Annotated in this window: 26 protein-coding genes; 18 read left to right on the top strand and 8 right to left on the bottom strand. The window is 74.8% G+C overall.

What is annotated here, in order from left to right:
• Positions 1 to 16 precede the first annotated feature (16 nt).
• Positions 17 to 1,657, top strand: a complete 1,641-nt coding sequence (locus ACFY2K_RS18415; protein ID WP_387712508.1) for an APC family permease — start codon at positions 17 to 19, stop codon at positions 1,655 to 1,657.
• 52 nt (positions 1,658 to 1,709) lie between these two features.
• Here the strand turns inward: ACFY2K_RS18415 and ACFY2K_RS18410 are convergent, their stop codons facing one another.
• Positions 1,710 to 2,789, bottom strand: coding sequence for a pyridoxal-phosphate-dependent aminotransferase family protein (locus tag ACFY2K_RS18410; RefSeq protein WP_387712506.1), 1,080 nt, complete (start codon positions 2,787 to 2,789; stop codon positions 1,710 to 1,712).
• 175 nt (positions 2,790 to 2,964) lie between these two features.
• Here ACFY2K_RS18410 and ACFY2K_RS18405 point away from each other — a divergent pair, with 175 nt between their 5' ends.
• From ACFY2K_RS18405 to ACFY2K_RS18370, 8 genes are all read left to right on the top strand, one after another.
• Positions 2,965 to 4,056 (top strand): amidohydrolase family protein, encoded by a 1,092-nt coding sequence (locus ACFY2K_RS18405; RefSeq protein ID WP_380525187.1) that lies wholly within the window; start codon positions 2,965 to 2,967, stop codon positions 4,054 to 4,056.
• Positions 4,057 to 4,169: 113 nt separating this feature from the next.
• Complete coding sequence (locus ACFY2K_RS18400; protein ID WP_380525186.1) at positions 4,170 to 4,847, top strand: uracil-DNA glycosylase; 678 nt, start codon at positions 4,170 to 4,172, stop codon at positions 4,845 to 4,847.
• A gap of 215 nt (positions 4,848 to 5,062) precedes the next feature.
• Complete coding sequence (locus ACFY2K_RS18395; protein WP_387712502.1) at positions 5,063 to 6,028, top strand: SCO1860 family LAETG-anchored protein; 966 nt, start codon at positions 5,063 to 5,065, stop codon at positions 6,026 to 6,028.
• Positions 6,029 to 6,190: 162 nt separating this feature from the next.
• Positions 6,191 to 7,213: a glutamine synthetase GlnII gene (glnII, locus tag ACFY2K_RS18390; protein WP_375894540.1), complete on the top strand. Its 1,023-nt coding sequence runs from the start codon at positions 6,191 to 6,193 to the stop codon at positions 7,211 to 7,213.
• 266 nt (positions 7,214 to 7,479) lie between these two features.
• On the top strand, positions 7,480 to 8,586 hold the full coding sequence (locus tag ACFY2K_RS18385; RefSeq protein ID WP_380639388.1) for an LLM class flavin-dependent oxidoreductase: 1,107 nt from the start codon (positions 7,480 to 7,482) through the stop codon (positions 8,584 to 8,586).
• Between the two features lie 41 nt (positions 8,587 to 8,627).
• On the top strand, positions 8,628 to 9,164 hold the full coding sequence (locus tag ACFY2K_RS18380) for a hypothetical protein (RefSeq protein ID WP_375894546.1): 537 nt from the start codon (positions 8,628 to 8,630) through the stop codon (positions 9,162 to 9,164).
• On the top strand, positions 9,161 to 9,709 hold the full coding sequence (locus tag ACFY2K_RS18375) for a hypothetical protein (RefSeq protein WP_380639390.1): 549 nt from the start codon (positions 9,161 to 9,163) through the stop codon (positions 9,707 to 9,709). The genes ACFY2K_RS18380 and ACFY2K_RS18375 overlap by 4 nt, the downstream gene beginning before the upstream one ends.
• Positions 9,703 to 10,542 carry an MOSC domain-containing protein gene (locus ACFY2K_RS18370; protein ID WP_380639392.1) on the top strand — a complete coding sequence of 280 codons (840 nt, stop codon included), beginning with the start codon at positions 9,703 to 9,705 and terminating at the stop codon, positions 10,540 to 10,542. Before ACFY2K_RS18375 ends, ACFY2K_RS18370 begins: the two co-directional genes overlap by 7 nt.
• Here ACFY2K_RS18370 and cobC read toward each other — a convergent pair.
• The gene (cobC, locus tag ACFY2K_RS18365; RefSeq protein ID WP_387712497.1) at positions 10,508 to 11,626 is read right to left on the bottom strand and encodes an Rv2231c family pyridoxal phosphate-dependent protein CobC; all 1,119 of its coding nucleotides are present in this window, start codon (positions 11,624 to 11,626) and stop codon (positions 10,508 to 10,510) included. The two genes, ACFY2K_RS18370 and cobC, sit on opposite strands and share 35 nt — an antisense overlap.
• A complete protein-coding gene (locus ACFY2K_RS18360; RefSeq protein ID WP_387712494.1) occupies positions 11,623 to 13,047 on the bottom strand; it encodes a cobalamin biosynthesis protein in 1,425 nt (474 codons plus the stop codon). Before ACFY2K_RS18360 ends, cobC begins: the two co-directional genes overlap by 4 nt.
• A 274-nt stretch (positions 13,048 to 13,321) precedes the next feature.
• Here ACFY2K_RS18360 and ACFY2K_RS18355 point away from each other — a divergent pair, with 274 nt between their 5' ends.
• The 4 genes from ACFY2K_RS18355 to ACFY2K_RS18340 all read left to right on the top strand — a co-directional run bounded on the left by ACFY2K_RS18355 (position 13,322) and on the right by ACFY2K_RS18340 (position 17,585).
• Positions 13,322 to 14,257: an alkaline phosphatase family protein gene (locus ACFY2K_RS18355; RefSeq protein ID WP_380525179.1), complete on the top strand. Its 936-nt coding sequence runs from the start codon at positions 13,322 to 13,324 to the stop codon at positions 14,255 to 14,257.
• A 5-nt stretch (positions 14,258 to 14,262) separates the two neighbouring features.
• Complete coding sequence (locus ACFY2K_RS18350) at positions 14,263 to 15,594, top strand: MFS transporter (protein ID WP_380525178.1); 1,332 nt, start codon at positions 14,263 to 14,265, stop codon at positions 15,592 to 15,594.
• The gene (locus tag ACFY2K_RS18345) at positions 15,591 to 16,655 is read left to right on the top strand and encodes a TolB family protein (protein WP_387712491.1); all 1,065 of its coding nucleotides are present in this window, start codon (positions 15,591 to 15,593) and stop codon (positions 16,653 to 16,655) included. The genes ACFY2K_RS18350 and ACFY2K_RS18345 overlap by 4 nt, the downstream gene beginning before the upstream one ends.
• A 96-nt stretch (positions 16,656 to 16,751) precedes the next feature.
• Entirely contained in the window at positions 16,752 to 17,585 is an 834-nt protein-coding gene (locus tag ACFY2K_RS18340; protein ID WP_387712488.1) for a hypothetical protein, read from the top strand.
• Positions 17,586 to 17,655: 70 nt separating this feature from the next.
• On the opposite strand, the gene ACFY2K_RS18335 is transcribed toward ACFY2K_RS18340, so the two are convergent.
• Complete coding sequence (locus ACFY2K_RS18335) at positions 17,656 to 18,621, bottom strand: EamA family transporter (protein ID WP_387712485.1); 966 nt, start codon at positions 18,619 to 18,621, stop codon at positions 17,656 to 17,658.
• Positions 18,622 to 18,759: 138 nt separating this feature from the next.
• On the opposite strand from ACFY2K_RS18335, the gene ACFY2K_RS18330 reads away from it, so the two are divergent.
• Positions 18,760 to 19,269, top strand: a complete 510-nt coding sequence (locus ACFY2K_RS18330; protein ID WP_375894574.1) for a MarR family winged helix-turn-helix transcriptional regulator — start codon at positions 18,760 to 18,762, stop codon at positions 19,267 to 19,269.
• Positions 19,270 to 19,345: 76 nt separating this feature from the next.
• Complete coding sequence (locus tag ACFY2K_RS18325; protein WP_387712482.1) at positions 19,346 to 19,798, top strand: hypothetical protein; 453 nt, start codon at positions 19,346 to 19,348, stop codon at positions 19,796 to 19,798.
• Positions 19,799 to 19,805: 7 nt separating this feature from the next.
• Here ACFY2K_RS18325 and ACFY2K_RS18320 read toward each other — a convergent pair whose 3' ends face one another.
• Positions 19,806 to 20,462, bottom strand: coding sequence for a class I SAM-dependent methyltransferase (locus tag ACFY2K_RS18320; RefSeq protein WP_387712480.1), 657 nt, complete (start codon positions 20,460 to 20,462; stop codon positions 19,806 to 19,808).
• A 42-nt stretch (positions 20,463 to 20,504) separates the two neighbouring features.
• Here ACFY2K_RS18320 and ACFY2K_RS18315 point away from each other — a divergent pair, with 42 nt between their 5' ends.
• Entirely contained in the window at positions 20,505 to 20,825 is a 321-nt protein-coding gene (locus tag ACFY2K_RS18315) for a prevent-host-death family protein (RefSeq protein WP_387712477.1), read from the top strand.
• 139 nt (positions 20,826 to 20,964) lie between these two features.
• Here ACFY2K_RS18315 and ACFY2K_RS18310 read toward each other — a convergent pair whose 3' ends face one another.
• Positions 20,965 to 22,146, bottom strand: coding sequence for an FAD-dependent monooxygenase (locus tag ACFY2K_RS18310; RefSeq protein WP_387712474.1), 1,182 nt, complete (start codon positions 22,144 to 22,146; stop codon positions 20,965 to 20,967).
• A 139-nt stretch (positions 22,147 to 22,285) separates the two neighbouring features.
• Between ACFY2K_RS18310 and ACFY2K_RS18305 the strand changes: the two genes are divergently transcribed.
• Positions 22,286 to 22,873 (top strand): TetR/AcrR family transcriptional regulator, encoded by a 588-nt coding sequence (locus ACFY2K_RS18305; RefSeq protein WP_387712471.1) that lies wholly within the window; start codon positions 22,286 to 22,288, stop codon positions 22,871 to 22,873.
• A 59-nt stretch (positions 22,874 to 22,932) separates the two neighbouring features.
• Positions 22,933 to 24,612: a serine/threonine-protein kinase gene (locus ACFY2K_RS18300; protein ID WP_387712468.1), complete on the top strand. Its 1,680-nt coding sequence runs from the start codon at positions 22,933 to 22,935 to the stop codon at positions 24,610 to 24,612.
• A gap of 7 nt (positions 24,613 to 24,619) precedes the next feature.
• On the opposite strand, the gene ACFY2K_RS18295 is transcribed toward ACFY2K_RS18300, so the two are convergent.
• Both ACFY2K_RS18295 and cpt read right to left on the bottom strand, forming a co-directional pair.
• On the bottom strand, positions 24,620 to 25,096 hold the full coding sequence (locus ACFY2K_RS18295; RefSeq protein WP_380525168.1) for an OsmC family protein: 477 nt from the start codon (positions 25,094 to 25,096) through the stop codon (positions 24,620 to 24,622).
• Positions 25,097 to 25,162: 66 nt separating this feature from the next.
• Complete coding sequence (gene cpt / locus ACFY2K_RS18290) at positions 25,163 to 25,705, bottom strand: chloramphenicol phosphotransferase CPT (protein ID WP_387712465.1); 543 nt, start codon at positions 25,703 to 25,705, stop codon at positions 25,163 to 25,165.
• Positions 25,706 to 25,716 lie beyond the last annotated feature (11 nt).

Raw genomic sequence — 25,716 nt, 5'->3', positions numbered from 1 at the left:
TGAGAGGCGTGGCGCCATGGCCCATTCCAAGACGACGGCATCGCCCCCCACGGGGCACGGCGGGCTGAAGCGCGAGGTCGGCGTCGCCGGGCTGCTCTTCGCCTCGGTCGGCGCGATCATCGGCTCCGGCTGGCTGTTCGGGGCGCAGAAGGCGGCGGTGGCGGCCGGGCCCGCCGCGCTGCTGTCCTGGGGCATCGGCGCGGTGGCGATCGTCCTGCTGGCGCTGATCCATGCCGAGCTGGGCGGACTGTTCCCGGTCGCCGGCGGCACGGCCCGCTACCCCCACTACGCCTTCGGCGGCTTCGCCGGGATGTCCTTCGGCTGGTTCACCTGGCTCCAGGCCGCGACCATCGCGCCGATCGAGGTCCAGGCGATGATCAACTACGCCCGGCACTGGACCTGGGCGGACGGCTTCCTCAACAAGGACCTGACGCTGACCGGGACGGGCTTCCTGGTCGCGGCCGTGCTGATGGGCGTGTTCGTCGCGATCAACTTCCTCGGCGTCCGGCTCCTCGCCCACACCAACAGCGTGGCCACCGTGTGGAAGGTCGCGATCCCGATCCTGGCGATCTTCGCGCTCGGCATCCAGGACTTCCACGGCTCCAACTTCACCGTGCACGGCTTCGCCCCGGACGGCGCCAAGGGCGTGCTCGCCGCGATCAGCACCAGCGGCGTGATCTTCGCGCTGCTCGGCTTCGAGCAGGCCATCCAGTGGGCGGGGGAGAGCCGCAACCCCCGCCGGGACATCCCCCGGGCCGTCCTCGGGTCGGTGGTGATCGGCACGATCATCTACGTGCTGCTCCAGGTGGTGTTCATCGGCGCCCTGCCGCCGGAGACCTTCGCCGGGGGCTGGGCCAAGCTCGACTACCCGGGGATCAGCGGCCCGTTCGCGGGCCTCGCCACGCTGATCGGCCTCGGCTGGCTGGCGACGATCCTGTTCATCGACGCGGTGATCTCGCCCGCGGGCACCGGGCTGGTCTACATCACCTCCAGCTCCCGGGTCACCTACGGCCTCAGCCGCAACGGCTACGCGCCGCAGGCCCTGCAGTACACCGACCGCAACTCGGTGCCCTGGCTCGGGCTGCTGATCGCCTGGGTCGCCGGGGTGGTCTGCTTCCTGCCGTTCCCGAGCTGGCAGAAGCTGGTCGGCTTCATCACCTCGGCGGTGGTGCTGATGTACGCGGGCGCGCCGCTGGCCTTCGGGGTGCTGCGCAAGCGGCTGCCCGGGATGGAGCGCTCGTACCACCTGCCGGCCGGCACGGTCATCTCGCCGATCGCCTTCGCGGTGGCGAGCCTGGTCATCTACTGGTCCGGCTGGGACACCCTGTGGCGCCTCGGGCTGGCGATCCTGATCGGGTACGCGCTGCTCGGCGGGTACTCGGCGTACGCCGCCTCGAAGGGGGTGCCGAACGCGCCGCGGATGGACTTCAAGGCCGGGCAGTGGCTGCCGGTCTACCTGGTCGGGATGGGGATCGTCTCCTGGCAGGGCACCTTCGGCCTGGGCGCCCAGGGGAACCTGCCGCTGTGGTGGGACATCGGGGTCGTGGTGGTGTTCTCTCTGCTCATCTACTACTGGGCGCTGTCCGTCGCGCTGCCGGCGGAGGAGATCGAGCGGAACATCCGGGGCGTCGAGGTGGTGGACGCGGGCGGGCACTGAGCGCAGCCGGGAGAACGGCCCCCGAAGCGATCCGGGGGCCGTTCGGCGTTTCCTAGGCGGCGGCCTTCCACGCCGCCCCGGCCGCCTCCAGCGCCGCGTCGGCGTCGCCCCCGGTGGCCGTGGCGAGGGCGGTCAGGCAGGCCCGGACGGTGTCCAGCGAGGCCGCCGTGCCGTAGTGGTTGACGCGGAGCATGGAGGCCGCCAGCGCCCCGCCGCCGGGCTGGACGGGCAGCGCCGGGTCGAGGGCGGCGGCGAGCTCGGCGGCGTGCACCCCGGCCGGGGTGCGCAGGGTGGTGGCGACCGGAGCCGCGGCGGCGTCCTGGTGGACGTAGGGGCTGAGCGTGCCGAGGGCGCGGGCGCCGGCCCGGGTGGCGGCCGAGGCGGCGCGGTGCCGGGCGATCACGGTGGGCAGGCCGTCGGCGGCGATCCGGTCCAGGCAGGCGCCGAGCGCGAGCATCTCCAACTGGGCCGGGGCGTGCGGCAGTACGGTGCGGCCGGCGTCCGTCCAGCGCTCCTTCCAGTCCAACAGGGACAGGTAGGAGCGGCGCGGGGCGGCCGGGTTGGCGGCGATCCGCTCCCAGGCGCGCTCGGAGACGGAGACGGCGGAGACCCCGGCCGGGCCGCCCATCGCCTTCTGGCCGCCGATCACGCACAGGTCGATGCCCCACTCGTCGGTGAGCAGCGGCTCGGCGGCGACCGAGGCGACCGCGTCGAGCATCAGCAGGGCGCCGTGCGCACGGACCACGGAGGCGATCCCGGCGACCGGGTTGGTGTTGCCGGTGGCGGCCTCGGCGTGCACCAGGGAGACGAAGTCGATCTCCGGGTGGCTCTCCAGCGCCTCGCCGACCTGCTCGGGGCTCACCGCGCTGTCGAAGGGCACCGCGAGCTCGACCACCGTCGTCCCGCAGGAGCGCAACCAGTTGCCGAAGGTCTGGCCGTACGGGCCGGTGACGATGTTGAGCGCGGTGGAGCCGGGGTGCGCGGCGCCGCGGATCGCGGCCTCCAGCGGCAGCAGGGCCTCGCCCTGGGTGACGATGACGTCGGCCCCGGTGTGCAGCAGCGCGGCGACCTGGTCCTCGATCGCCGCGAACCCGGCGGCGCTGAGCGGGGGGAGGTCGAGGAAGGAACTCACGCGCCCGCCTCGCTTCGCTCGGCGAGGGCGTTCGCCCACGCGCTCCTCTTGACGGTTCGCTCGCTGCGCTCTCTCACGGCTTCACGGCCTTTCACGGGGCGGGTGGTGGGTGCGGCAACGAGTCTGCCGCATGCGTGCCGGTGGCAGGGAACGCGCCCGTCGGTAGAGTGCGGCCATGACTGAAGGTGCGGTGCTGCACGTCCGGGGCCGGGTGCTGGTCGGTCCGGAGGAGGTCCGGGACGAACTCTGGGTGGTGGACGGGCGGGTGAGCTTCACCCGCCCGCCGACCGCCGGGGACGTCCGGACGGTGACGGGCTGGGTGCTGCCCGGCCTGGTGGACGCGCACTGCCACGTCGGCCTGGACGCGCACGGCGCCGTGGACGCCGAGACCAGCGAGAAGCAGGCGCTCACCGACCGTGACGCGGGCACCCTGCTGATCCGCGACGCCGGCTCGGCCGCCGACACCCGCTGGATCGACGGGCGCGAGGACCTGCCCCGGATCATCCGGGCCGGCCGGCACATCGCCCGCACCCGCCGCTACATCCGCAACTACGCCCACGAGATCGAGCCCGGGGACCTCGCCGCCTACGTGCGGGCCGAGGCCCGGCGGGGCGACGGCTGGGTGAAGCTGGTCGGCGACTGGATCGACCGCGAGCGCGGCGACCTCGCCGCCTGCTGGCCGGGCGACGCGCTGGCCGAGGCGATCGCGGCGGCGCACGAGGAGGGCGCGCGGGTCACCGCGCACTGCTTCGCGGCGGAGTCGCTGCCGGACCTGCTGGCGGCCGGGATCGACTGCGTCGAGCACGCCACCGGGCTGACCGAGGAGCTGATCCCGGCCTTCGCCGAGCGCGGGGTGGCCATCGTGCCGACCCTGGTCAACATCGCCACCTTCCCGCAGCTGGCGGCGGGCGGGGAGGCCAAGTTCCCGGCCTGGTCGGCGCACATGCGGCGGCTGCACGAGCGCCGCTACGACACCGTGGGCGCCGCGCACGACGCGGGCATCCCGGTGTTCGTCGGCACCGACGCGGGCGGTTCGCTCGCCCACGGGCTGGTCGCGGACGAGGTGGCGGAGCTGGTGAAGGCGGGGCTGAGCCCGGCCGAGGCGCTGTCGGCGGCGAGCTGGGGCGCACGGGAGTGGCTCGGGCGGCCGGGGCTGGAGGAGGGCGCTCCGGCGGACTTCGTGGTCTACGAGGAGGACCCACGGGCGGACGTCCGGGTGCTCGCGGACCCGCGCACGGTGGTGCTGCGGGGGCGGCCGGTGGGGTGACCGGGCGCGGCGGTCGGCGAGGCGGTGGGCGGCCCGGTGGCTGCTCCCGGTGATCGTTCGCGGTGACCCTCCGTGGTGACGCCCTGTCGGTATCGGCCGATAGGGTGACGACCATGGCACCGCGTCCACTGAATGAGATCGTCGAGCCCGGCTGGGCCACCGCACTTGAACCCGTCGCCGGGCAGATCGCCGCGATGGGCGACTTCCTCCGCGCCGAGATCGCGGCGGGCCGCACCTACCTGCCGTCCGGACCGAACGTGCTGCGGGCGTTCCAGCAGCCGATCGCCGACGTCCGGGTACTGATCGTCGGGCAGGACCCGTACCCGACGCCCGGCCACGCCGTCGGCCTGAGCTTCTCGGTGGCACCGGACGTCCGGCCGATCCCGCCGAGCCTGATCAACATCTTCCGGGAGTACGGCACCGACCTCGGCCTGCCGCAGCCGTCCAACGGCGACCTCACGCCCTGGACGCAGCAGGGCGTCCTGCTGCTGAACCGGGCGCTGACCACCCAGCCGCGCAACCCCCGGGCCCACAAGGGCAAGGGCTGGGAGGCGGTCACCGAGCAGGCGATCCGGGCGCTGGTGGCGCGCGGCGGTCCGATGGTGGCGATCCTGTGGGGCAGCGACGCCCGCAACCTGCGGCCGCTGCTGGGCACCATCCCGACGGTGGAGTCGGTGCACCCGAGCCCGATGTCGGCCGACCGCGGCTTCTTCGGCTCGCGGCCGTTCAGCCGGGCCAACGAGCTGCTGGTGCGGCAGGGGGCGCAGCCGGTGGACTGGCGGCTGCCGTAAGGGAGTTGCTCCCGTAGCAGATCCCGGTCAGTGCCGGACGTCAATCTCACCCCAACGAGTGAAATGACGTTCCGTGAGGCTCATGTGACGGATCGTTTGAGAAGACTGGCGGCTCATCGTTTCACCTGTGTGGGGGTCTCGCCATGTCTTCCCGGTCCTTCCGGTCTTCCCAGCTGTCCCGGCCGTCTCGCCGAATCGTTTCCGCATCCGCCGCCGTGGCGGTGAGCACGCTGCTCACCGCCGGGCCCGTCCAGGCCGCGCCGGCCACGACCGGGTCGACCGCCTCCGCGCCGGCCACGACCGCTCCCTCGTCGGGCAAGGCCCGTGCCGTCACCGCCGAGGTCGCCCTGGACGTCAGCTTCCTGAACAAGGCGGTCGACGTCCCGGTGGACATCGCGCTCAACAAGGTGGAGACGCCCGAGCAGAGGGACGGCTCGGTGCTGACCGCCAAGGTCGCGGGCGTCGACCAGAACGGCCCGGTCGAGCTGGTCAAGGCGGACATCGGCACGTCCGTCACCCGGGTCGACGCCAAGGGCGCCACCGCCTCCGTCAAGCTGGTCAACGCCGACGTGCACGCCCCCGGCCTGCCCGCCACCGCGCTGCTCGGCCTGGAGGCGATGAGCGCCGAGGCCACCTGCCCGGTCGACGGGCAGCCGACCGCGAACGTGGTCGCCCCCGCCAAGCTGACCGTGCTGGGCAAGCCCGTCACCGTCGGGCTGTACGGCCCGACCAAGGTGGACGTGCCGCTGGTCGGCAGCGTGTCGGTGGAGTTCTCCAAGAGGAGCACCACCACGACCACCGCCGCCGCCTCGGCCCTGGAGGTGCAGGTGGAGGTGAACCCGCTCAACCTGAACGTCGCCAAGGTCACCGGGAAGATCACCGTCGCCTCGGTGAGCTGCGAGAAGCCGTCCGGCCCCGCCGCCACCGGCACTCCGAGTGCGCCGGGCACCCCGAGCGCCGTGCCGACGTCCGCGCCCGCCGCCCAGCCGGTCGCGGACGCCGGCACCTCGCGCGCCGCCGTGCCGCAGGCGGCGGTGGAGAAGCCCGAGCGGCTCGCCAGCACCGGCGGCAGCAGCGCCACCGGCCCGCTGGCCGCCGGGGCCGCCGCCCTGGTCGCGGGCGGTGCGGCCGCGCTGTGGGCCACCCGGCGCCGCCGGGCCGCGCACGCCCGTCGCGGCTGAGCACCCGCAGCGGTGCGGGGTGCCACGCCCGGCACTCCCGCACCGTGACCGTGCCGATGCGGACGGTTGGTTCACATGCGCGTTACACGAGAGGAACAACCGGGAAACGGCGGCTTGCGACGCTACGCGGGCATCCACCACCCAGCAATCGAGGGACACGCCGTGGCAATCAAGGCCGAGTACATCTGGATCGACGGCACCAAGCCGACCGCGAAGCTCCGTTCCAAGACTCGCGTCCTGCCCAACGCCGACAAGATCCCGACCTGGGGCTTCGACGGTTCCTCGACCAACCAGGCCGAGGGCCACGCCTCGGACCGCGTGCTGGACCCGGTGAAGGTCACCAAGGACCCGATCCGCGGTGGCGACAACATCCTCGTCCTGTGCGAGGTCCTGGAGACGGACGGCACCCCGCACGAGTCCAACACCCGCGCCCTGCTGCGCGAGGTCGAGGAGAAGTACACCGTGCAGGAGTCGATCTTCGGCATCGAGCAGGAGTACACCTTCTTCAAGGGCTCCCGCCCGCTGGGCTTCCCCGAGGGCGGCTTCCCGGCCCCGCAGGGCGGCTACTACTGCGGCGTCGGCGCCGAGGAGGTCTTCGGCCGCGAGATCGTCGAGCTGCACCTGGACCGCTGCATGGACGCCGGCCTGGCGATCTGCGGCATCAACGCCGAGGTCATGCCCGGCCAGTGGGAGTTCCAGATCGGCCCGGTCGACGCCCTGACCGTCTCGGACGACCTGTGGATCGCCCGCTACCTGCTCTACCGCACCGCCGAGGAGTTCGGCATCGACGCCACCCTGGACGCCAAGCCGGCCCGGGGCGACTGGAACGGCGCGGGCGCCCACACCAACTTCTCCACCAAGGCGATGCGCGAGGGCTACGACGCCATCATCACCGCCTGCGAGTCGCTCGGCGCCTCCCAGGAGATCGTGATGGACCACGTCACCCAGTACGGCGCCGACATCGAGTCCCGCCTGACCGGCAAGCACGAGACCGCCCCGTGGAACGTCTACAGCTACGGCGTCTCCAACCGCGGCGCGTCCGTCCGCATCCCGTGGCAGGTCGAGGTGGAGCAGAAGGGCTACATCGAGGACCGTCGCCCGAACGCCAACGTCGACCCGTACGTCGTCACCCGCCTGCTGATCAACACCTGCTGCGCGGCCCTGGAGAAGGCCGGCCAGGTCTGATCCCCGCCCCTGGCGTGCACCGTCCGTAGGCCCTTCCCCGCCCGGGGGAGGGCCTACGGGCTCTGCCCTGCCCGGTGTTCGCCGGGTCGGGCATAATCGAGCGCATGACCGCTCCCCGCCCCCGCCTCCTCGTGCGCCGACTGCACGTGGACCTGGCGCGGGTGTGGGCGGCCGGCTGTCGTCGTTGTCGGTGAGTTCTCAGCAGCAGGACCGAAGCAGGACCGACCGACCCCAGACCGCACCGGCCGCAGGAGTGTGTCCGTTCCATGGTTCTCACCTTCCACTGGTTCCTCCCCACCAACGGCGACAGCCGGCAGATCGTCGGCGGCGGGCACGGCTCGACGCCCGGGACGGCCGGCTCCGACCGGCCGCCGAGCATCGGCTACCTGGGCCAGATCGCCCGCAGCGCCGAGCAGTTGGGCTTCGAGGGGGCGCTCACGCCGACCGGTGCCTGGTGCGAGGACGCCTGGCTGACCACCGCGATGCTGACCCAGGTGACCGAGCGGTTGAAGTACCTGGTGGCGTTCCGGCCCGGGCAGCTCAGCCCCACGCTGGCGGCGCAGATGGCCGCGACCTACCAGCGGCAGTCCGGCGGGCGGCTGCTGCTCAACGTGGTGACCGGCGGCGAGTCCGCCGAACAGCGGGCCTACGGGGACTTCCTGGACAAGGACGCCCGCTACGCCCGCACCGGGGAGTTCCTGGACATCACCCGGCGGCTCTGGGCGGGGGAGACCGTCGACCACGACGGCCCCCATCTGCGGGTCGAGCGGGCGCGCCTGACCCGGCTGCCCGACCCGGTGCCGCCGGTGTACTTCGGCGGCTCCTCCCCGGCGGCCGGCGAGGTCGCGGCCCGCTCCGCCGACGTCTACCTGACCTGGGGCGAACCGCCCGCCCAGGTGCGGGAGAAGATCGGGTGGATCCGTGAGCTGGCCGCCGCCCGGGGCAGGACGGTGCGGTTCGGGATCCGCCTGCACGTGATCACCCGGGACAGCTCCGCGCAGGCCTGGGCGGAGACCGAACGGCTGCTCGCCGGCATGGACCCGGGGCGGGTCCGGGAGACCCAACGGGCCCTCGCCGAGAGCGAGTCGGAGGGGCAGCGGCGGATGCTCGCGCTGCACGGCGGCTCGGCGCAGCGGCTGGAGGTGCACCCGGGGCTGTGGGCCGGCATCGGGCTGCTCCGCGGCGGGGCGGGCACCGCGCTGGTGGGCAGCCACCGGGAGGTCGCCGACCTGGTCGCCGAGTACCACGAGCTGGGGATCGACGAGTTCGTGCTGTCGGGCATGCCGCACCTGGAGGAGGCCTACTGGTTCGGCGAGGGGGTCCTGCCGCTGCTGGCCGCCCGCGGCCTGTGGCGCCGACCGCAGGCGGGGTAAACCACTGGTCAATCCCGGTCGCCCGCCGGAGAATTCACGGCATGACTCGACAGCCGCTGCTCCTCCTCGACGTGGACGGACCCCTCAACCCCTACGCCGCGCCGAGGCTGCGGCGGCCGGACGGCTACCGGACGCACGAGCTGATGCCCACCTGGTGGGCCGATCGGCAGACCAGGCGCTCCGCCGACGGCGAGGCGAAGCCGTTGCGGGTGTGGCTGAACCCGGCGCACGGGCCGGAACTGCTGGCGCTGCCGTACGAGTTGGTGTGGGCGACGACCTGGATGGACGAGGCGAACGCCCTGATCGGCCCGCGCCTCGGGCTGCCCGAACTCCCCTACGTCCGCTGGACGGAGCTGTTCGGCGAGGACCCGGACGGGCTGCACTGGAAGACGAAGGACGTGGTGGCCTGGGCCGCCGGGCGGCCGTTCGTCTGGGTCGACGACGAACTCGGGCCGCAGGACGCCGAGTGGATCGCGGCGCACCACCCGGGCCCGGCGCTCACCCTGCACGTCAACCCCCGGGTCGGCATGCTCGCCGGCGACTTCGCGACCCTGCGGGACTGGGCGGCCGCCGCATGACCGGGTCGCCGTTGCTCCTGATCGACGTGGACGGGCCGCTCAACCCCTACGCCGCACCGGACTCCCGCTGCCCCGAGGGCTACGGCACCCACCGGCTGCTGCCCGAGTCCTGGGTCGCCCGGCACGCTCCGCAGCCGCGGGAGCAGGTCGAGCCGCTGCGAGTGTGGCTGAATCCGGCGCACGGGCCGGAACTGCTCTCGCTGCCGTACGAGTTGGTCTGGGCGACCACCTGGATGGACGAGGCGAACACCTTCATCGGCCCGCGCCTCGGGCTGCCCGAGCTCCCGTACGTCCGCTGGACCAACCTGTTCGGCGAGGGCGGGGAGGACCCGGACGGGCTGCACTGGAAGACCAGGGACCTGGTGGCCTGGGCCGCCGGGCGGCCGTTCGTCTGGCTGGACGACGAACTCGGGCCGCAGGACATCGAGTGGATCGCGGCGCACCACCCGGCCGAGGCGCTGCCGCTCTGGGTCGACCCCCGGGCGGGGCTGCGGGAGCTGCACTTCGCGGCCCTGCGGGAGTGGGCGGAGGACGCGGAGTGCTGAGCGGCGGATCCGCGGGCGAGCTGGTCGGCCGGGTCGAGCGGCTGCGGCGCTACCCGGTCAAGTCGCTGCTGGGGGAGGACCTCCCGGCGGCCGAGGTGTCCACGAGGGGCCTGGCCGGGGACCGGGCGCGCGCCCTGCTCGACCTGGAGACCGGGCGGGTGGCCAGCGCCAAGAACCCCCACCGCTGGGCCGGGCTGCTCGACTACTCGGCGACGGCCACGGCGGACGGCCGGGTGGCGGTGACCGGCCCGGACGGGCGCGCCGCGGGCGAGGCGGAGCTGTCCGAGGCCTTCGGCCGCAAGCTCGCCCTGATCGCCGAGCGCCCGCCCGGCGCGGAGGTCGAGCGGGCCGTCCCGGAGGAGGTGCTGGCGCGCGGGATCGAGGCGGAAGTGCCGGTGACCGTCAACGAGTTGGGGCGGGCCGCACCGGACGGCGGGTTCTTCGACTTCGCCCCGCTGCACCTGATCACCAGCTCCACACTGCTCGCCTTCGGCGTCGAGGCGGAGCGCTACCGGCCGAACCTGGTGCTCCGCACCGAGGGCGAGGGATTCGTCGAGAACGCCTGGGTGGGGCGGGAGTTGACCGTCGGGGAGAGCCTGCGGCTGCGCATCGTGGCACCCACCCCGCGCTGCGCCGTCCCCACCCTGCGGCACGGCCCGCTGCCGCGCCGGACGGAGGCGCTGCGGGGCCCGGCCGCACGCAACCGGCTGGTCCCGCTGGCGGGCATGCCGGCGCTGCCCTGCGCGGGGGTGTACGCCCAGGTGCTGGCGCCGGGGGCGATCCGCACCGGCGACCCGGTCAGGCTGGACGCAGCGCCGCCTCCAGGGCGCTGAGGAAGCGGTCGGTGGTCTCCTCGTCCCGGACGGCGATCCGCAGCCAGTCCTCGCCCAGGCCGGGGAAGGTGTCCCCGCGCCGGACGGCGAAGCCGAGCTCGCGCAGCCGCGCCCGGACCGCCGCCGCGCCCGGCAGCCGGACCAGGACGAAGGAGGCGGCCGGCTCGCCGTGCAGCCGTACGGTCGGGAAGGCGGCCAGGCCCTTCACCAAGTAGTCGCGCCACAGGGTGAGTTCGGCGGCCGCCCGGTCCGCCTCGGCGAGCGCCGCCGGGCCGCTGCACGCCTCGGCGGCGGCCAGTGCCGGGGTGGAGACCGGCCAGAGCGGCTGGGCGGCGCCGAGGGCGGCGATCAGCGGCGCCGGTCCGAGCGCGTAGCCGATCCGCAGTCCGGCCAGGCCCCAGGTCTTGGTGAGGCTGCGCAGGACGACGACCCGGCCGGGGAGGTCCCGGGCGGCGGCGAGGGACTCGCGCTCCCCGGGCACGGTGTCCATGAACGCCTCGTCCACCACCAGGGTGCGCCCCGGGCGGGCGAGCGCGGCGACAGCTTCGGCGGGGTGCAGGACGGAGGTCGGGTTGGTCGGGTTGCCGAGGACGACCAGGTCCGCCTGCTCGGGGACGGCGCCCAGTCGGAACCCGTCCCCGGGGGAGAGCAGCACCCGGTGCACCCGGTGCCCGGCGTCCCGCAGTGCGGCCTCCGGCTCGGTGAACTGGGGGTGCACCACGACGATGTGACGTGCCGTCAGAACTCGGGCGAGCAGCACGAAGGCCTCCGCGGCCCCCGAGGTGAGCAGCACCTCCTCGACCGGGCGCCCGTGCCGGGCGGCCACCGCCGCGCGGGCGGCGCCCTGGTCGGGGTAGGCGGCGAGGGTGCCGAGGGTGGCGGCCAGGTGCTCGCGCAGCCAGGCGGGCGGGGCGCCGGTGCGGACGTTGACGGCGAGGTCGACCAGGCCGCTCCCGCCGGCGCGCACCTCGGCGTCGCCGTGGTGGCGCAGGTCGGGTTCGGCGGCGGCCGGGTCGGTGGCGGCCGGGTCGGTGGCGGTGGCGGTGGTGGTGGCGGTGGTGGCGGTCGGGTCGGTGGCGGTCATGCGGGGACCCCGTCCGTGTCGGCGGGCAGGCCGGGCGCGCCGGGCAGGCCGGGCACCCGTAGGAGCTCGTACGCCCCGGCGGGCACGGTGAGCCCGGCGCCGTCGCCCAGGGCGACCAGCGCGACGGCGTGCCCGTGCGCGGCGAGGGTGGCGGCCGCCCCGGCCGGGTCGACCGCCCGGCCGGCCCGGTCGGTCGCCACCCCGGCCCGGTCCAGTACCGCGCCCCGGGCGTTCCGCACCGTCCCGGGCTCCGGCAGTACGACCTGTCGCGTCCCCGGCCGGAGCAGCGCGGCCACCGCCTCGACGGCCTCCGGCCGGCCCACCACCACCGAGGCGCGGCGCAGCTCGGCCAGCGCGCGCGGCACCAGCAGGTCGTGGGCGCCCGGCCCGAGGCCGATCAGCGCCAGCCGGCCGCGCACCGCCGCCCGGGCGATCGCGATCGTGGCCGTGGCCGACTTCCGCTTGGGGACGACGAGTTCGCCGCCGTCGGCGCCGGCCAGGGCCGCCGCCTCGGCGACGCTCGCGGTGCCGACGGCCGTGCCGACCGCCGCGGACGGGTTCGGCACGGTGAGCCGGGCCAGGGCCTCGGCCGGGTGCTCGTCGACCGGCACGTTCAGGCAGCGCGCGGCCCATCGCACCGCCGGGTGGTCGGCCTTGCCGGTCACGGTGGCGATCCGGGCGATCGCCGAGCGCAGGTAGCCGGTCTCCTTGAGTATGTCCGTCAGCAGGCGCATGGCGTCGGCCGATCCGGTGCCGCTGCCCGCGCCGATGCCGACGACCAGGGTGCGCGGGACGACGAGGAGGTCCTCGCCGTCCGGGTCCTCGCGGTCGGTGACCCGCAGGACGGGGGCGTCCTCGGGCGCGTCCGGCCGTACGTTCGGGGGCAGTGCGGGCAGCGGGTACGCCACCTCGGTGACCAGCCGTACCGGCCGGCCGTCCGCCGCCGCCTCCGCGGCCTCGCCGGCACCGGCCCGGCGGTACCGGACGGCGTGCGGGGTCAGCACGTCGAGGGGGTTCCCGGCGTCGGCCGGGCTCCCGGGGGCGGGCGGGTTCCCGGGGTCGGGCTGCGGGCCGGTGAACACCGGGGTGACGCCGAGGGCGCCGGCCACCTCCTCGGCCAGCTCCACTGCGGAGTCGGAGTGGGTCAGCGGGATCACCCAGCGCCGGCCAGGGTCCACGCAGAGCACCTCGGCGCCGCGCGGGACGTCGACGCGGGGGTCGGTCAGCAGGCCGACGACGGCGGCGAGCGATCCGACGGCGATCACCTGGCGGTGGCGGTCGAGGGCGAACTGCATCGCCTCCGGCCCCTGGAAGCAGTTGCCGCGCGAGGCCCGGTAGGCGTGGCTGCTCTCCGGCCAGAGCTCCTGCAGCTCGTCGGTCAGCGGGCGGCCCGGCCCGTAGATGGCGACCAGTCCGATCACGTACCGCACTCCTTGCCGTCCCCGGCCCGGTGCTCGCGGGCCCCCGTGATCCCACCACGGGCGGTGGAGGGGGGTCAATCGCGGCGGGTGTGACCTGCGCCGTGGTTCCCGGCAGCTGCCCTGCACGGTGTGGTCCGGCGTCCGGTTGCTCCGTACCGGGACCGCCTCGCAGCTGTTCGTCTGTTCTTCACTTCTCTTGTGCGGTACACGACACGCCGCGATCCTACTGTTCTCGGCGCTCCCGCCCCGGAAGCCCCGACCCCCGGAGGACCCCATGGCCTTCGCACGACCCCGCACCCCCGGCACCCCCACGGCCGGCCCGCGCCCCGCCCGTCGCCGCAGGCTCCGCCCGATCACCGCCCTCGCCACCGGCCTCGGCCTGGTCGCCGGCTCGCTCGGCCTGTGGGCCGCGAGCGGCGACGCGGCCGCCGACACCGCCGCCGCCCTGCCCTCGCCCGACCACATCGTGGTCGTGATGATGGAGAACCACGCCTACTCGCAGGTGATCGGCAGCTCCAACGCGCCGTACTTCAACAACACCCTGGCGGCCGGCGGCGCGAAGCTGACCCAGTCCTACGCGCTCACCCACCCCAGCCAGCCCAACTACTACATGCTGTTCTCCGGCAGCGCCCAGGGCGTCACGGACGACAGCTGCGTGGACGTCGGCGCGATGCAGCAGCCCAACCTCGCCTCCGAGCTGCTCGCCGCCAACCAGACCTGGGCCAGCTACAACGAGGGCCTGCCCTCGGTCGGCGCCACCGACTGCCGGGTCGACAACTACGCCCAGAAGCACAACCCGTGGTTCGGCTTCGGCAACGTGCCCACCTCCACCGCCTACGGCATGGACGCCTTCCCGACCGACTTCACCACCCTGCCGAAGGTCTCCTTCGTCACCCCGGACCTCTGCGACGACATGCACGACTGTTCGGTCGGCACCGGCGACACCTGGCTGCAGAACAACCTCGACGCCTACGCCCAGTGGGCCAAGAGCAACAACAGCCTGCTGGTGGTGACCTTCGACGAGGACAACAAGCTGTCGGGCAACCGCATCCCGACCCTCGTCTACGGCGCCCACGTCGCCCCCGGCAGCTCCACCTCCACCCGGTACAACCACTACGACGTGCTGCACACCCTGGAGGACCTGGCCGGCGTCAACGCCCACGCCGGCAACTCCGCCGGGGCCTCCGACATCACCGGCATCTGGAACTGACGCCCGTGTACGTCGCGGACTCCCGCAGCTCGAAGGCCCCCGTCGCACCGGCCACCGGCCAGGTGCGGCGGGGCGCCGCCCTGCGCTCGGTGCCGGGGGCGGTCCTCGCCCTCGGCGCGGTCAGCATGGTCACCGACGTCTCCTCGGAGATGGTCAACGCCGTGCTGCCGCTCTACCTGCTCACCGGACTCGGCCTCTCCCCGCTCGGCTTCGGCCTGCTCGACGGCATCCAGAACGGGTTCAGCGCCCTGGTCCGGCTGGTCGGCGGCCACCTCGCCGACCGCCGCGGCCGCGACGGGGCCGCCCGGCACAAGGCCGTCGCGGCCGTCGGCTACGGGCTCTCCGCGGTGTGCCGGCCCCTGCTGCTGTTCGTCCACACCGTGCCGCTGATCGGCGCCGTCATCGCCGTCGACCGCACCGGCAAGGGCCTGCGCACCGCCCCCCGGGACGCGATGATCTCGCTGGCCACCGAACCCGCCCACCGCGGCCGGGCGTTCGGCGTGCACCGGGCGATGGACACTGCGGGCGCCCTGCTCGGCCCGCTCACCGCCTTCCTGGTGCTGCGGCTGGCCGGCAGCCCGCTGCTCGCCGACGGCGGCGAACGGCACGGCTACGACGCGGTGTTCACGGTCAGCGCCTGCGTCGCAGCGCTCGGCGTGCTGATCCTGCTGCTGTTCGTGCCGAACCGGCAGACCGGCGAGGCGCCGTCGACCGCCACCCCCTCGCTGCGCAGCAGCCTCACCCTGCTGCGCCTGCCCGGACTGCGCCGGCTCACCCTGTGCGCCGTCCTGCTCGGGCTCACCACGGTCAGCGACTCCTTCCTCTACCTGCTGATCCAGCGCCGGCTCGGCCTGTCCGTCACCCTGTTCCCGCTGCTCCCGCTCGGCACCGCGGCCGCCTTCCTGCTGCTCGCCGTCCCGTTCGGCGCGCTCGCCGACCGGATCGGGCGCCGCCGCCTCTTCCTGCTCGGCCACGGGGTCCTGCTGCTCGGGTACGGGCTGCTGCTCTCGCCGCTGCGCGGACTGCCCGCCGTGCTCTGCGTGCTGCTGCTGCACGGCTCCTTCTACGCGGCCACCGACGGCGTGCTCGCCGCCGCCGCGGCCGACGCCGTCCCCGCCGAACAGCGCGGCGCCGGGCTCGCCCTGGTCGGCACCGGGCAGGCGCTGGCCCGGTTCGCCTGCTCGCTGCTGTTCGGCGCGCTGTGGAGCGCGGTGGGCGGGTCGACCGCCCTCGCCTGGTCCGCGGGCGCCCTGGCGCTGTGCGTGGCCGGTGCGGCGGTGGTGCTGCGCCGTTCGGAACCCGTCGTCGTGGAGCAGAGCGTGGAGGAGAGTCCGTGACCCCGCAGAACGTGACCCCGCAGAACGTGAACCCGCAGAACAACCGCAGCCGGGTGCTCGTGCTGCTGATCGCCGTCCTGGTGCTCGGTGCGGTCGGCACCGGCGCCGTCCTCTACGCCGCCGACCGCAGCTCCGAACGGGACCGCGCCCAGGCCGGCGGGCCGGCCGTCGAACCCGGCCCGGTCTCGCTCCGAGTTCCGACCAGCGGAAGACAGTTGCTCTTCCGCAACATGGCCTGGGGGCCGCACCGGGACGAGATCACCAGCGTCCCCGCCGACCACCCCGACGGCCCGCGCACCGCCTCCGGCACCCAGTGCCTGCGCTTCCACGCCGCCGCCGGCACCGGCATCTGCCTCCAGGCCCAGCACGGCGCGCTCGACGACACCTACCGCGCCGTCGTCCTGGACGACCACCTGCACGAGCGGCGCTCCTTCCCCGCCGCCGGCATCCCCACCCGCTCCCGGGTCTCGCCGTCCGGACACCTCGCCGCCTGGACCGTCTTCGTCAGCGGGGACTCCTACGCGGGCTCGGACTTCTCCACCCGCACCTCGATCGTCGACGTGCGGGACTGGAACCTGCGGGAGAACCTGGAGGACTTCGCCGTCGTCAAGGACGGCCACCCGTACCAGGCGCACGACGTCAACATCTGGGGCGTCACCTTCGCCGACGACAACACCTTCTACGCCACCCTCGCCAGCTCCGGGCAGACCCACCTCGTCCGCGGCGACCTCGCCGCCCGCACCCTCACCACCCTGCACGACAACGTCGAGTGCCCCTCGCTCTCCCCGGACGGCACCCGCATCGCGTACAAGAAGCGCGTCCCCGGCCTGTCGCCCGACGCCCCCTGGCGGCTGTACGTCCTGGACCTCGCGACCGGCACCGAGACCGCCACCGCCGAGCAGCGCAACATCGACGACCAGGCGCTCTGGTCCGACACCGGGACGCTGGTGTACGCCCTGCCCGGCGACTACGGCGCCGACCTGTGGACCGTCCCGGCCGACGGCTCCGGTGCCCCGCGGCTGGTCACCAAGGCCGCCGTCGCCCCCGCCTACCTGGGCTGAGGAACTCTCCGCTAGCGTCCCACGTCGAGCAGAGTGCGACGTCCCGACCCGAGGTGCCGGTCGGACGTCCTGATCGAAGCGGGGGAACGAGCAACCGTGGACGGCATCCCACCCGAGCGCGTGGTCACCGACTCCTGGCCCGCCCTGCACGGCCGACCGGTCCTGCGGCGCACCGTCGCCGTCGGACTCGTGCTGTGCGTGTCCGCCGGCGCCGCCCTGATGGTGCGCGGCGTCAACGCGCTCACCGTCGGCCGGGTCGGGCGGGAGACCGACCGGGACCGCGCCGAACGGCTGGCGGGCCTCCACCCCTCCCAGCACCCAGGCGCGGGCCGCTACTACGTCCCGGTCGGGGCCGTCTACACCCGCACCTCGGACGGCGCGCCCGTCGCCTACCTCCACTACCGCCTCGGCGGCGGCAAGGAGCCCGGGCTCGGCGACTTCCTGCGCGCCTACGACCTCCCGGCGCCCGGACCCGCCGCCCCGCTGCCGCCGGACCTCGCTGCCGCCCTCGGGGGCGACGAGCCGTCCGAGGCGCCGGAGCTGCCGGAGCCTGCGGTGTTGTCGGCGGGGGTGGCGGGGTCGCTGGGGGAGTCGGGAGCGCCCTCGCCCGTGCCGTCGGGGTCCGCGTCGGCCTCCGCCCCCGCTGCCGTGGTGGCCCCCGGGGCGGGCGTCGCGCCGATGGCCGTCGCGGCGGATCCCGCCCCGGCCGATCCCGACCCGGACGGCTCCGGAGGCACCGGCGGCGCGGGCGGTACCGCGCACGTCCCCGAGGACAGCACCCCCGACCCGGTCCCCACCCCGACCTGGACGCCCACCACCAGCCCGTCCGCCGTCCCCACCCGGGCCCCGTCGGCCCGCCGGATCTACGTGGCCGCCGTCCCGGGCGGGCTGCCGGGCGCCGCCGACATCTACATCCGCGCCACGGGCTGAGCCCGGGTACGTCCGTGCCCCGCCGGCCGGTGGCCGACGGGGCGGGGACGGGAGCGCAGGGTGCGGGCCCTCAGCGGGCGACCGCCGGTGCCCGGCGCTCGGTGGCGGTGGCGGTGGCGGTGGCGGCTGCCGGGGCGGGGAGTGGCGAGGTGGGGGTCGGCGCGGTGACCGGCGTGGTCCGGCGGGCCGGGGCCTGGCCGATCAGCATCGCGCCGAGTGCCAGCACCAGCCCCAGCACCTGCCACGGGGTGAGCGTCTGGCCGAGCACCACCAGGCCGCCGACGGTGGCCACCACCGGGTTGACCAGTCCCAGGAAGGACACCGGACCGGCGCCGAGCCGCTCGATGCCGCGGAACCACAGCACGTAGCCGAGCGCGGTGCTGAGCAGCCCGAGGTAGGCGAAGCCCGCCAGGTTGGCGGTGCTCAGGGCCGGCGGCGCGCCCTCGACCAGGACCGCCAGCGGGACGAGGAAGACCGAGCCGGCCAGCAGCTGCCAGGCGGTGAGGTCGATCATGGTGGCGCCCTCCGGGCGGCCCCAGCGGCGGGTCAGCACGGTGCCCGTGGCCATCAGGCCGATCGCGGTGACCATCGCGGCGATGCCGATGCCGTCCAGCTTCGCGCCGCTCTTGAGCACCAGCAGCGCCACCCCGGCGACCCCGACCAGTCCGGCGAGCAGCGCCCGCCGCCCGGGCCGGACCCGGAGCACCCCGACCGAGAGCCCGGCGACCAGCAGCGGCTGGATCGCCCCGATGGTGGCCGCCACGCCGCCGGGCAGGCGGTAGGCGCCGACGAAGGTGAGCGGGAAGAACAGTCCGATGTTGAGCATCCCGAGCACCGCCGCGCGCCCCCACCAGCGCCCCTTGGGCAGCTTGCGGCCGATCAGCAGCAGGAGCAGCCCGGCGGGCAAGGCCCGCAGCGCGGCGAGCAGCAGCGGGCGGCCCTCGGGCAGCAGCTGGGTGGTGACCAGGTAGGTGGTGCCCCAGGCGGCCGGGGCGAGTGCGGCGGTGGCGGCGATCCCTGCGCGCTTGCGGTCCATGGCGGTTCCCAATCCCCTCAACGTTGACTATCTGAACGTTGAGATATTTCTACGCCCGGGATCGGCGAACGTCAAGTATGTGAATGTTAAGATATCTGCACCGGCAGCAGCCCGGCCGTCCGAGGGAGATGACAGAGCATGCAGCAGCGCGACACCGTCGACGACATCGCCGAGCAGTGGGCCAGGAACCGCCCCGACCTGCCGCTGGAGGCGATGGCCCTGATCGGCCGGCTGCGGCGGCTCAACGTCCGGGTCGACAACGCCCTGCGCGAGTACTTCCTCACCTGCGGGCTGGACCCCTCCGAGTTCGACGTCCTCGCCACCCTCCGCCGCTCCGGCGAGCCCTACGAACTCAACGCCCGCGCCCTGCTCAAGTCCGCCATGGTCACCTCCGGCGCCATCACCAACCGGGTCGACAAGCTCTCCGCCAAGGGCCTGGTCGAGCGCAACCCCTGCCCCACCGACCGCCGCGCCGTCCTGGTCCGCCTCACCCCGGCCGGCAAGGACCTCATCGACGCCGCCCTCCCCGGCCACATCAGCAACGAGGAGAGCCTCCTCACCGCCCTCGACGCCGACGAGCGCGCCCAGCTCGACACCCTGCTCCGCAAGCTCCTCGTCGCCCACGGCGACACCGAGCCGCTGGGCTGACCGCCGGGTCGTTCGCGTGACCACCACCTCCCGGCCGCGTTAACCCATCGGGACGACGCGCCGGAGGAGAGACCCGATGAAGCACAGGACCCCCAGGGACATCGCCGTCGACGACCAGCTGCGGGCCGCCGGGGCGGAGGGCGCCCAGTGGCTCGCCGCCGCCGGGTGGGGGCCGCCGGTGCAGGTGCCGCTGCAGAACGCGGCCAAGTGGCAGCGGGAGACCAGGGAGCGGATGCTCGCCGCGCAGGAGGACGAGTCCTGCACCTGGTGCGACCACCTGCTGCACGGCGGCCCGCAGCCCGTCGTCGTCCACGCCGAGTACCCCACCCACCTGGTCTGCCGTGCCTGCTCGATCACCGCCCGCCCCCACCGCCGCTGCGCGGACTGCGGCGAGCCGGCCCGGTCGGCCTCCCCGCTCGACGGCCGCGAGGACGTCTGCATGGGCACGGTGGCGATCTACACCCGCCTCCGCTGCCCCGCCTGCCACCGCAGCGACCCGATCAACGGGACCTTCGGGAGCGGCTGGTGAAGATCCGTCAGGTGGTTGCGACCAGTGCGTAGCGCTCGTCGTGCACCGGACCGCCCCACAGGGCCGCGTCCCCGCTGAGCGGCTCGACACGCAGCTCCGCGACCAACGGGCGGACCGCCGCGGCCAGTTCGTCGGCGCCCACGCCGCCGCCCCAGGGCAGCCGCTCCGCCCCGGCGACGTACGGGGCCGCCTGCTCGCCCGCCTCGCGCCAGCGCCCCTCGACCAGCACCAGCCGCCCGCCCGGGCGCAGCAGCCGCACCCAGGCGCGCAGCGCCCGTTCCGGGTCGGGCAGGGTCCAGACCAGGTGCCGCGACAGCAGCACGTCGAAGCCGCCCTCCCGCAGCGGCGGCGCGCCCGCGTCCCCCACCAGGAAGCGCCCGGCCAGCCCGGCCGCCGCCAGCTTCGCCCGGGCCCGCGCGACCATCCGCGGCGCCAGGTCCACCCCCGTCACCCGGTGCCCGTCCGCCGCCACCAACTCGGCCAACGACCCCGTCCCGCACCCGACATCCAGCACCTCCACCGCCCCGCCCGGCAACCACCCCCGCACCCGCCGCGCCCACGCCTCCCGCACCACCGGCGCCCGCAGCCCGTGGTCCGGCTCCTCGTCGAAGACCGCCGCGGCCGCGTCCCAGTAGTCGGCGATGGCCCGCCCTGAGTCCGTCATGCCGCCCATCCTCCCGATCCCCGCTGACAACCCGGTCGGGTGTTGCGAGAGGAGACCGCCGATGTCACCACGCGCCTCTTCACGGCGCTGATCGGCAGCGACGAGGGCGCGCGCGCCGTGCTGCTGGCGCTTCCCGCCGTGTTCCCCTGGGTCAGGCACCTCTCCGCCGAGGAGGTGCGGGAGTTCGTCGTCGACCTCGTCGAGGCGACGCGTGATGTCGTGGAGCTCGACGTACACGCCAACCTGCACCGCGTGACAGCGGAATGGCGTGCCACCGCCAGAATCCTCGCCGACCCGGAGTTGACCGCGGAGCTGACGAGGCCGCTGCCCGGCGACGATCACGGTGAGGTGGTCGCCCCGTGAGCCCCGAGCGTGGCGACGAGGTCGCGCCGCCGCCGGTCGGCGACGAGTGGCGGGTGCGCTTCGGCTAAAAGGTGTCGGGTTGCCGCAGTGGGAGTACGAGGGCGACTGCCGGTGGTCGGGTGAACTCGGGCTCCGACCCTCAGGCCGCCGGGTGGAGGGCGGGGGGCTGCCAGTCGTAGAGGGTGCCGGTGCGGCCGAGGAGGGTGCGGGTGGGGAGGAGGCCGGCCAGGGTGAGGGCGGTGGTGCGCAGGAGGGTGGCGGCGGGGGTGCGGAGGGCGACCAGGCTGCCGGTGCGGCGGGAGGCGGTGACGACGGCGGTGGTGCGGGGGAGTCGGGCGGCGGTGTAGGCGGGGAGGGCGGTGGCGGGGTCGCCGGCGGGGGTGAGCAGCGAGGCGAGGACGACGGCGTCCTCGATGGCCTGGCAGGCGCCCTGGCCGAGGAAGGGGCACATCGCGTGGGCGGCGTCGCCGAGGAGGGCGACCCGGCCGTGGTGGTGGGCGGGCAGGGGGTCGGCGAGTTCCCGGACGTCGTTGCGGAGCAGCCGGTCCGGTTCGGCGAGGGCGAACAGCTGGGGGGCGGGGGCGCACCAGTCGCCGAAGAGCCGCCGGAGTTCGGCCGCTTCGTCGGCGGCGCGGGCGCCGGCCGGGGCGAGGGCGGCGCCGTAGACGTAGACCCGGTCCTCGGCGAGCGGGACGATCCCGGCGAGGCGGCCGGGGCCCCAGACCTCGCCGGCGGCGGCCGGTCGAAGACGGGCCCCGGGTGTGACGACGGCGCGCCAGGTGGTGAAGCCGCTGTAGCGCGGGCCGGGGTGGTGGGGGAAGAACAGGCTGCGGGTGGCGGAGTGGATGCCGTCGGCGGCGACGACCAGGGCGGCCGCCCGGTCGCCCTCGCGGGTGCGGACGACGGCGGGCCGGTGGTGGTCGCCGGGGTCGGTGACGGTGGCGGGGGAGTCGGTGCGGACGGTGCCTTCGGGCAGCGCGTCGACCAGGGCGGCGATGACCTCGGCACGGGCGACGGCGGCGACGGAGTCGCCGAAGCGGGCCCGGACGGCGGCGCCGGTGGTGCGGACGAGCCAGCGGCCGGAGGGGTGGCGGATGCCGACGGCGGGGTGGTCGGTGGCGCGGGCGCGCAGCCGGGGGCCGACGCCGAGGAGGTCGAGGGCGCGCAGGGCGTTGGGGGCGAGGGCGAGTCCGGCGCCGACGGGTTCCAGGTTCGCGGCGCGTTCGTGGACGGTGACGGGGACGCCCTGCCGGTGGAGGGCGAGGGCGGCGGTGAGGCCGCCGATGCCGCCGCCGATGACGATCGCCTGGTGCTGGCCCATGGGGGCTCCTGTTCTCCCACGCTCTCGGCCACTACAGCTGTAGTGGCCACTGCTCGGCACCGTACTACACATGTAGTGGGCCGTAAACTACGGCTGTAGTGAGTTGGGTAGCCCCCGAGGAAAGGCCATGATCGGACCCATGACGCCCCCGCGCCCGACCCTGATCGCCGACGCCGCCATCGACCTGATCGCCGAGGCCGGCCTGCGCGGACTCACCCACCGCGCCGTGGACGACGCCGCCGGCCTGCCCGCCGGCTCGACCTCCAACCTCGCCCGGACCAGGGCCGCCCTGCTGGAACTCGTGCTCACCCGGATCGTCGAGCGGGAGACCGTCGACCACCCGGTCTTCACCGAGGGCGAGCGCCCCCGAGCGGCCGCACCGGCCCGCGCGATGCTGGCCGAGGTCGGCGCCGAGGTGCTGTTCCAGGCGCTCACCAGCGGCCGCAGGCTCACCCTGGCCCGCCTGGAACTCGCCCTGGAGGCCACCCGCCGGCCCGAACTGCGCGTCGTCTACGACCGGTTGGGCGCCCGCTTCGCCGAGCTCGGCGCCGTCCTGCTCGCCGCCGCCGGCTCCACCGACCCCGAGGGCGACGCCCGCCGGCTGATCCGCTGGTGCGACGGAGTGCTGTTCAACGCGACCGCGGGCAGCGGGCACTGGTACGTGCCGATGCCGGAGGAGCTGCGCGCGGAGATCGACCGCTACCTCGGCGCCCTGCTGGACCGGTAGCTCCGCCCGCGGGCCGCATCGGCCCTATACTCCGTGTGCTCGATCAGCCAGGGGGAAGCATGCTGAGTGTGCTCGAAGTCGTCGCACTGCTCATGATCGGTGCGGCGCTGCTGCTACGGCTGGCGACGCTGCCGGTGCTGGTGCGTGCCCAAACGGCCTCGCGCCGAAGGGCGTTGGCCGCCACCGGCGCGGACGCGGGCGGGGGTGCGCCGGGCGGGATCGGCGCGACCGTCGGCGAGCTGGTGCTGGGCCTGCTGGGCATCGCCGGGGTGGTGGTGTTGCTGTCCTACAACGTCGTGGGCAACATGACGCACATCGGGCTGGGCGAGCCGTTCGACCCCGTCAACTCGAGGTACCTCGGCTACTCGGTGGGTCTGCACTTCGACACGGCGCAGACCGTGTACATCGCCGTGTTCGTTGTCTGCCTGCTGCTCTGCCTGCTGCTGTGCTACCTGACCCAGCGCAGGCTTCTGACCGCGGACCTGCCTCCGCAGATCTGGTCGGCGGGCGCGACCCAGGCCCGGGTCGTCGGCCTGCTGGTCCTCCGCGCGGCGCTCGCGGTGTTCGTCCTGCCGGCCGGTCTGGTCCTCCCGGCCCTGGTGTTCCAGCTCGTCGCCTTCTTCGTGAGCGGCCGGCCCAAGGCGGTCGGTGCCCAGCCGGGGAGCGCTCCGGAGGCCGGTGCCGCCCAGGCGTTCCAGGCGTACCTGGACGCGCAGAACCCGTACGCGCCCACCGCCCAGCCGCCGCAGGGCCCCTACGTCCCCCCGCAGTTCACCCCGCCGGCCCCGCCGGCCCCGCCGATGCCGCCCGTGATGCCGCCGGTGGCGTCCGCCCCGCCCGTCGGCAGTCCGCTGGGCGCGCACGAGCCCCGGACGATCGGCGGCTACCAGCTGCTCGGCCGGATCGGCTCCGGCGGCATGGGCACGGTCTACCTCGCCCAGCGCCAGGGCTCCGCGACCCAGGTCGCGCTCAAGACCATCAACCCCGAACTCCTCGCCGAGGGCGACCTGTTGCGCCGCTTCCAGCGCGAGGCCGAGGTGCTGGCGATGGTCCCCGGCGCCTACACCGCCCGGGTGCTCGACACCGGTGTCGACGCCGGTCGCCCGTACCTGGCCATGGAGTTGCTGGACGGGCGCCCGCTCGACGCCCATCTGCGCGAACAGGGCCCGATCCGCTCCGCCGAGGCGCTGAACGCCCTGGCCCTGGCGCTGGCCGTGGCGCTCTCCGGGGTGCACCGGCTCGGCCTGGTGCACCGGGACCTCAAGCCCGCCAACATCATGCTGACCACGGCCGGCCCGCGCCTGCTGGACTTCGGCATCGCGGCGATCGTGGACGGCACCCGGCTGACCGCCACCGGCGGCGGCCCGGGCACCCTGACGTACATGGCGCCGGAGCAGTTCGGCGACGAGCGGCCCGGCCCGGCGGCCGACGTGTGGGCCTGGGCGTGCTGCGTGGTCTGCGCCGCGTACGGCGTCAGCCCGTTCGCGGCGACCAACACGGGCGCGGTGATCCGCCGGATCGTGGAGAGCGGGCCCGAGCCCGCCGCCCTGGCAGCGGTCCAGGCCCTCGACCCGAGGCTCGCGGCCGTCGTCGCCCGTGCCCTGGCCATCGACCCGGCCGCCCGCCCGGCGGACGGCACGGCGCTGCTGGCGGCGCTCGCGGTGGCCCGGTCGACCACGCCGGACCAGGCGGCCGTCCACGAGCAGATCACCCGCGGCTGGCAGACCCTCACGCTCTGACCCGCGGCTAGCCCGGGACCCCCACCGTCACCTCGGCCTCGTGCCGCACCGGGAAGTTCACCGAGTTGGCGATGAAGCAGCCCCGGTTCGCCGCCCCGTGCAGGCCGAGGGCCCGCTCCACCATCCCCGGCTCGGCGACCTCGACCCGCGGGTGCAGCACCACCGAGGTGAAGCGCACGCCCTCCTGGGTCACGGTCATGGTGCCCGCCGGCCGGTCCGCGTACGAGGTCACCACGACCCCGTTCACCGCGCACTGGTGCAGGTACGACAGCAGGTGGCACTGGGCGAGCGAGACCAGCAGCAGTTGCTCCGGGTTCCAACGGGCCGGGTCGCCGTGGAAGGCGGGGTCGGCGGAGCCGAGGATGCCCGGCAGGCCCTCGACCGACACCTCGACGTCACGGGAGTAGGCCCGGTAGTCGCTGGTGCCGGTGCCCCGGTTGCCGGTCCAGTGGAGCTCGGCGCTGTACTCGTACTGCCTGGCCATGGGGGTGCCTCCGTGGGAAGGGGGTGTCCCCGGACAGTCAACCGCAACGGGCCGCCCGCGTGGGGCTCATCCGGCGGCCGCGACACGGGCGAGGACGGCGTCGGCGCAGTCCGCCACCGAGGCCCGCGAGGTGTCCACGACCAGGTCGTACGTGACGCCCTCGTGCACCGCCGACGCCTGCACGGCCGCCATCCCGGCGACCCGGTCGCCGCGCGCGGCCTCGCGGGCCGCGGCCACCGCCGGGTCGCAGCGCACGCCGACCCAGAGCACCTCCAGGCCGTCCAGCGCCGCGCGCCACCGCTGCTGGGAGGCGGCGCCGCCGAGGAACACCTCGTCGACCAGGACCGGGGCCCCGGCCCGGGCCATCGCGGCCACGCCGAGCGTCCAGGCGGCGTCCAGCCGGGCGAAGGCCGGCCCGACCTCGACCGTGCCGTCCCCGTCCGTCAGGCCGCCGATGCCCTCCTCGCCGCCGAGCAGCCACGGCGGCAGCGCCTCCACCATGGTGTCCGCGCCGAGGTGCAGCCACGGCTCCGGGAGCAGCTCCTGCAAGCGCCGGGCGATGCTCGACTTCCCGGAACTGGAGCCGCCGTTGAGAACGATCACATCCATGCGCGCATCCT

Source organism: Kitasatospora sp. NPDC001309, from assembly GCF_042896295.1.
Classification (GTDB): Bacteria; Actinomycetota; Actinomycetes; order Streptomycetales; family Streptomycetaceae; genus Kitasatospora.
The sequence above is the reverse complement of the archived record's forward strand: the minus strand, read 5'-3'. Positions and strand labels throughout refer to the sequence as shown.